Origin of the sequence: Pseudomonas sp. Sample_14, assembly GCF_004307515.1 — a bacterium.
Lineage (GTDB): Bacteria > Pseudomonadota > Gammaproteobacteria > Pseudomonadales > Pseudomonadaceae > Aquipseudomonas > Aquipseudomonas atacamensis.
This window is the reverse complement of record NZ_RCOC01000070.1, coordinates 47130-53449: the sequence shown is the minus strand read 5'-3', so window position 1 is coordinate 53449 and position 6320 is coordinate 47130. Positions and strand designations below refer to the sequence as shown.

6 protein-coding genes are annotated in these 6320 nt (G+C 61.4%); all 6 read right to left on the bottom strand.

From position 1 onward, the window contains the following. Positions 1–114: 114 nt before the first annotated feature. The 6 genes from D8U61_RS16880 to D8U61_RS16850 all read right to left on the bottom strand — a co-directional run bounded on the left by D8U61_RS16880 (position 115) and on the right by D8U61_RS16850 (position 6222). Positions 115–294 (bottom strand): hypothetical protein, encoded by a 180-nt coding sequence (locus tag D8U61_RS16880; RefSeq protein ID WP_130927343.1) that lies wholly within the window; start codon positions 292–294, stop codon positions 115–117. Between the two features lie 155 nt (positions 295–449). Further along, positions 450–1625 (bottom strand): lactonase family protein, encoded by a 1176-nt coding sequence (locus D8U61_RS16875; RefSeq protein WP_130927342.1) that lies wholly within the window; start codon positions 1623–1625, stop codon positions 450–452. Continuing rightward, entirely contained in the window at positions 1612–1923 is a 312-nt protein-coding gene (locus tag D8U61_RS16870) for a DUF5629 family protein (protein WP_130927341.1), read from the bottom strand. The genes D8U61_RS16875 and D8U61_RS16870 overlap by 14 nt, the downstream gene beginning before the upstream one ends. Before the next feature lie 247 nt (positions 1924–2170). After that, a complete protein-coding gene (locus tag D8U61_RS16865) occupies positions 2171–3751 on the bottom strand; it encodes an aldehyde dehydrogenase (NADP(+)) (RefSeq protein WP_130927340.1) in 1581 nt (526 codons plus the stop codon). A 9-nt stretch (positions 3752–3760) separates the two neighbouring features. Next, positions 3761–4753 carry an AraD1 family protein gene (araD1, locus tag D8U61_RS16860; protein ID WP_130927339.1) on the bottom strand — a complete coding sequence of 331 codons (993 nt, stop codon included), beginning with the start codon at positions 4751–4753 and terminating at the stop codon, positions 3761–3763. Positions 4754–4899: 146 nt separating this feature from the next. Beyond that, positions 4900–6222, bottom strand: coding sequence for an MFS transporter (locus D8U61_RS16850; RefSeq protein WP_071172697.1), 1323 nt, complete (start codon positions 6220–6222; stop codon positions 4900–4902). Positions 6223–6320 lie beyond the last annotated feature (98 nt).

Genomic DNA, 6320 nt, shown 5'->3' with positions numbered 1-6320 from the left:
CGTGGGAACGATCAGGTTACGCGCGCGCGTAGGAGCTGCCGAAGGCTGCGATCTTTTGACGATGAAGATCAAGAGATCGCAGCCTTCGGCAGCTCCTACAGGAGAACGGTGCGCTCAGGCTTGGGTTTTGTGATCCAGCGCGGCGTAGAAGTTGGCGCTTTGTTGCAGGTATTTCTGGGTGTAGCTCTGGGTGTGGGATTTTTTGCTGGTGATTTCGACGTTGGCACCGGCTGGCAATACCACGGTGGCAGAAATGGCGGAAGCGGCGATGACGGAGAAGAGATTGAAATTCATGGCGGTAACCCTCGTGTTCGTTTGCTTGGTTTGCCCGGCGGGCTGTGAAACAAACGTAACGCTCGAGGGTTACTCGCTTGAAATCTTTTGTAGCATTAGCCGTTATCAGTGCAATTAATACAACGATGCAGGCCCCGTAGTCCGGGGCCTGTGGCTTATTGTCGCACCAGGAATTTCAGGTCGCTTGGCGCGTCCATCGGCAGTTTTTGCACGGTTTTGCCCAGCAGACCGGTCTTGGCATCGCGCTCGACGACGACAATCTGGTTGCTCTTCTGGTTGGCAATCAAGACGAATTTACCGCTCGGATCGAGGGCAAACTCGCGCGGGTGATCGCCTTCGACCGAGCGCTTTTGCAGCTCTTTGAGCTGACCGGTCGCAGGATCAATGCCGAACACTACGAGCTGATTGGCCGTGCCGCGATTGCTCACGTAGAGAAACTTGCCATCAGCCGAGGCATGCAGCGCCGCGCCGGCCTTGTCCGAGGTTGGCTGGCCCGCTGCCAGATCGACCAGTTGCGTCTGGGTCAGTACGCCGTCCTTGTAGTCGAACACCGCAACCTGCGCGCTCATCTCCATGGTCAGCCAAGCGTGTTTGCCGTCAGCGCTGAACAGCAGATGACGCGGGCCACTGCCGGCCGGCAAGGCTACCGAGGCGGTTTTCGCCGGGGTCAGCGGCAAGTGCGGGTTGGCCTTCGGGTCGTATTGATAGATGAAAACCTTGTCCGCGCCCAAATCATTGGAGAACACATAGCGCCCGTCCGGCGACGACACCGTCGAGTGCACGTGATTGGAAGCCTGGCGCTCGGGGTTGACCCGACTAGCCGGGTGGCCGCTCATCTGCACCACCGGTTTCAGCTGGCCGTCGGCATCGACCGGCAATACCGCCAGGGTACCGCCCGGATCTTCCATCACCGAGTAGTTGCTGACGAACAGGTGTCTGGCATCAGCGCTGAGGCTGGAATGGGTCGGCTCGTTACCGAGGCTCTGCACTTGATTGATCAGGCTCAGCGCATGGGTTTTCGGGTCGATGGCGAAGCTGCTGACGCGGCCGACCGGATCGGTCTGGCCCGGGCCGTTTTCGTTGACCACGAACAAGCGCTTCTGGTCTTTCGAGAGGGTCAGCCAGGACGGGTTTTCGGTCTTGACCACTTGCAGCGGCTTGGCGTCGATCTGGCCGGTGGCGCTGTCGAACTGCATGCGGTAGATGCCCTGGCTGGAACCGGCGGTGTAGGAGCCGACCAGCAATTGCAAGGTTTCGGCAGAGGCGCTGGAAAGCCCCATCGCGCCGACGCTGCCGGCCATCAGCAAAGGCCAGAAATTACGCATCTTCATTATTGTCATCCTCATCGTCGCTGCTGCTGACTACGTCGCCGACGCACACCAGACGATGCTCGCCCGTGGTCTTGGTGTCGCTGGCGTAACCGACGATCAGCCAGCTCTGCAGCGTCTCATCGAACGTCGCTTGCGCGACCTGCGCCGGGGTGAATTGCCAGTGCTTGGCTTCGCGGCCATCGATGCATTCGATGTGCAGGTTATCGTCCTCGTCGAGGGCGAATTCGAAGGCGTGCAGGCCATCGATTTCGACCATACCGCAGTGTTCGAGGGCGATGAGAAGGGTTTGGGCAGTCATGGCAAACAGTCTTTCAAGGGGGGAAAGGGCCAATGATAGCCCAATGTGATCCAGAGGCCCCTGCTGGAACCTCTGTGGGAGCGAGCCTGCTCGCGAAGGCGGTGTGCCAGCTGATCGTTCCCACGCTCTGCGTGGGAATGCCTCTAGGGACGCTCCGCGTTCCAATGGGACGCAGAGCGTCCCGGGCTGCATTCCCACGCGGAGCGTGGGAACGATCAATCAAAGACACAGGAAATTACGGTGCTGGCTAGATCGCCTCACGCGATGGCTTGCCATCCACCAAACGCTGAATCCGCAGCGGGTTGGCGTTTTTCAGTGGTTCGGGCAGCAAGCTGTCCGGGTAGTTTTGGAAGCACACCGGGCGCAGGAAGCGATCGATCGCCAGCGTGCCCACTGACGTGCCGCGCGCATCGGACGTCGCCGGGTACGGCCCGCCGTGCACCATCGAATCGCACACTTCGACACCGGTCGGATAACCGTTGAGCAGGATGCGCCCGACCTTCTGTTCCAGCAGCGGCGTCAGTTCGGCGAATTGCTCGAAATCAGACGGCTCGCCGATGATCGTCGCGGTCAACTGACCGTGCAGGCCGTGCAGCGCCGCGCTCAGTTGTGCCTGATCGGCCACTTCGACGATTACTGTGATGGGGCCGAACACTTCTTCCTGCAGCACTTCGTCACCGTTGATCAACAGGCTGACATCGGCCTTGAACAACTGCGGCTGCGCCTGATTGCCCTGCTGCGGATTACCGGCCAGATGCTCGATGCCGCTGTGCGCCAGAAGCTTTTCCAGGCCTTTGCCATAGCTGCCGAGGGTGCCGGCGTTGAGCATGGTTTGCGCCGGTTGATCACCGATTGCAGCGGCGACTTGCTGTACAAACGCGCTGAACTGCGGCGAGCGAATACCGATGACCAGACCCGGGTTGGTGCAGAACTGACCGCAACCCTGAACCACCGAAGCGGTGAGGTCGCGCGCGACGGTTTCCGAACGCGTGGCCAGTGCTTGCGGCAAAACGATCACCGGGTTGATGCTCGACATCTCGGCGAACACCGGGATCGGTTGCGGACGTGCGGCTGCCATGTCGCACAGGGCGCGACCGCCTTTCAGTGAACCGGTGAAACCAACGGCCTGAATCGCCGGATGCTTGACCAGCCATTCGCCGACGCCGCCACCGTAGATCATGTTGAACACGCCAGCGGGCATACCGGTTTTTTCTGCGGCACGAATGATCGCGTCGGCGACCAGTTCAGCCGTGGCCATGTGGCCGCTGTGGGCCTTGAACACTACCGGGCAACCGGCGGCCAGCGCTGCTGCGGTATCGCCACCGGCAGTGGAGAACGCCAGCGGGAAGTTGCTCGCACCAAACACGGCGACCGGGCCGAGGCCGATGCGGTATTGGCGAAGATCCGGACGTGGCAGCGGCTGACGATCCGGCAGTGCCAGATCGATCCGCGCGCCGTAGAAATCACCGCGACGCAGGACTTTGGCGAACAGACGCATCTGCCCGCTGGTGCGACCGCGCTCGCCCTGAATGCGCCCGGCTGGCAGCGCGGTTTCGCGGCAGACCACGGCGACGAAATCGTCGCCAAGCGCATCCAGCTCATCCGCGACCGCATCGAGGAACTGCGCGCGACGTTCGGCGCTAAGGCTGCGATAGGTCGGGTAAGCCGCAGCGGCGGCCTTGGCAGCGGCGTCGACTTCTTCGGCCGTGGCCTGAATGAAATCGTGCGGCAGGGCCTCGCCAGTGCTGGCGTCGACCGAGTGCAGTTTGACGCTGCCAGCGGCGCTACGCTGACCGCCGATGTAGTTGTGACCGAGAATCTGAGTCATGGGATCTCCTTAAAGGGTGCCGATGCTGTCCGGTTCAAAAGCCGCCTGAACCGGTGCGATACCGTTGACCAGCGGTGCGCCGAAGTCGGCCTGGCTGATCTCGAACGTGTCGCCCGGCTGAGTGCGGATGCCGTCGGCAAACGACAGGGTCGCTGTGCCGAAAAAATGAATGTGCACGTCGCCCGGACGCAGGAACTGACTGTATTTGAAGTGGTGGTACTCGAGGTTCGCCAGGCTGTGGCACATGTTGGCCTCGCCGCTGAGGAACTCGTTCTGCCAGAACACTTCGCCGTCACGCAGGATTCGGCTGGTGCCGGCAAGGTGTTGAGGCAATTCACCGGTACGAAGTTCCGGGCCATAACTGCAACTGCGCAATTTCGAGTGCGCGAGGTACAGGTAATTCTTGCGCTCCATGACGTGGTCGGAGAACTCGTTACCGACGGCGAAACCGAGGCGATACGGCTTGCCATCGTTGCCGATGACATACAGGCCGGCCATCTCCGGCTCTTCGCCGGCGTCCTCGGCGAACGGCGGCAGCGGGAACGGCTGCCCCGGACGCACGACAATGCTGCCGTCGCCCTTGTAGAACCACTCTGGTTGCACACCGGCCTGCCCCGCCGCCGGTTTGCCACCCTCCACGCCCCACTTGAAAATGCGCATGGTGTCGGTCATCGCCGCTTCATCGCCGGCCTGCTGGTGCATCTTGTCCCGGGCCGAAGCACTGCCCAGATGGGTCAGACCAGTACCGCTGACCAGCATGTGCGCCGGATCCGGGTGATCGAGTGGCGGCAGGATGCGCAGGTCTTTGAGCAACTGCCCATAGTCGTGACTGGCGCCGAGGCCGAGGCTTTGCACTTGCTGCTCAAGCGAGCCGCCGGCCTCGATTGCCGCCAGGGCCAGATCACGGACACTGCGGGCGTCCTCGACTTCGCGGACCTGACCGTTGTCGACCACGCCGACACGGCGCTCGCCGTTGGGTAATTCGAATTGAACCAGATGCATGATTTTCTCCTGTTCCATCAAAAACGCCGCTATCCCCCTGTGGGAGCGAGCCTGCTCGCGAAAGCGGTGTATCAGTCACCAACAGTGTTGAATGTGATGGCCTCTTCGCGAGCAGGCTCGCTCCCACAGGGGCCAGTGTTGGTCAGTCAGGTTCGGGTCGCGCCACGGGCGCTGGCGGCGAACTGGTCGACGGGCAGCACATGCTTGCGCTCCAGCACGCGGTAAACGACGCCGGTCAGAATCAGCCCGAACACCATCACGCCCGAGAGGAAGTACAACCCCGAAGCCAGATTGCCGGTGTATTCCTTCAACGCGCCGATCACGAACGGCCCGATGTAACCGCCGAGGTTGCCCACCGAGTTGATCAAGGCAATCCCCGCCGCGGCACTGGCGCCAGCAAAGAAACGCCCCGGCAAGGTCCAGAACACCGCGGTGCATGAGAACAAGGCAAACGCCACCAGACACAGCGCCGCCAGTTGCGCCACCGGCAGCGACAGCCAGGCACTGAGGAACAGGCCCAGCGCACCGAGCACATACAACACCGCCAAATGGCCGTAGCGATCGTTCAAACGGTCGGAGCTACGCGGAATAATCAGCAGGCCGATGATCCCGAAAATGTATGGCACCGAAGAGACGAAACCGGTGACCAGATCGCTGCCGCCGAACTGTTTGATCAACGTTGGCAGCCACAGGCCGAGGCCATAAATGCTCAGGGTCACCGGCAGATAGAACAGCGCCAGCAACAACACGCGTTTGTCTTTCAACGCATGCAGAGGGTTGCCGTGACGGGTCTGGCCGTACTCCTGCAAGTCCTTTTTCAGCTCGCCGGTCAGCCAGTCTTTTTCCGCCTGATCCATCCACTTCACTTGCTGCGGGCCGTCCGGCAGCCAGCGCAGGACCGGCCAGGTCAGCAGGATCGCCGGCGTGCCGATGACGATGAACAGCCACTGCCAGCCGTGCAGGCCGAGGATACCGTCCATGCCGAGCAAACCGCCGGACACGGGACCGGTGATCATCATCGCAATGGGTTGCGAAAGGATGAACAGGCCGAGGATCTTGCCGCGATGGCGCACCGGGAACCATTGGGTGATGTAGTACAGCACGCCGGGGAAGAAGCCCGCCTCGGCCGCGCCGAGCAGAAAGCGCATCACATAGAAGCTGTGCGGCCCTTGCACGAAGGCCATGCCGATGGTGATCGCGCCCCAGGTGATCATGATCCGCGCGAACCAGCGCCGCGCGCCGAAGCGTTCGAGCATCAGGTTGCTGGGAATCTCTAAAAGAAAGTAACCAATGAAAAACAACCCGGCACCGAGGCCGTAGGCGGCATCGCCGATGCCGATGTCGGCGCCCATGTGCAGCTTGGCGAAGCCGACGGCGGAGCGATCCACATAGGCGATCAGGTACAGCAGGATCAGGAAGGGAATCAGTTTCAGTGTGATGCGCCGGACAAGCCGCAATTCCTGGCTCATGAGATCGGTCTCCGATTGTTGTTTTTATAGAACCTCGGGGGACGCCTCTCGCCAAAACAGCCAGGGCCATCCCTCCGTCGAAAACGACTATATAGTAA

Coding starts and splice junctions, on each gene's coding strand:
- D8U61_RS16880 (WP_130927343.1), bottom strand. CDS start 294: ATGAATTTCAATCTCTTCTCCGTCATCGCCGCTTCCGCCATTTCTGCC.
- D8U61_RS16875 (WP_130927342.1), bottom strand. CDS start 1,625: ATGAAGATGCGTAATTTCTGGCCTTTGCTGATGGCCGGCAGCGTCGGC.
- D8U61_RS16870 (WP_130927341.1), bottom strand. CDS start 1,923: ATGACTGCCCAAACCCTTCTCATCGCCCTCGAACACTGCGGTATGGTC.
- araD1 (WP_130927339.1), bottom strand. CDS start 4,753: ATGCATCTGGTTCAATTCGAATTACCCAACGGCGAGCGCCGTGTCGGC.
- D8U61_RS16865 (WP_130927340.1), bottom strand. CDS start 3,751: ATGACTCAGATTCTCGGTCACAACTACATCGGCGGTCAGCGTAGCGCC.
- D8U61_RS16850 (WP_071172697.1), bottom strand. CDS start 6,222: ATGAGCCAGGAATTGCGGCTTGTCCGGCGCATCACACTGAAACTGATT.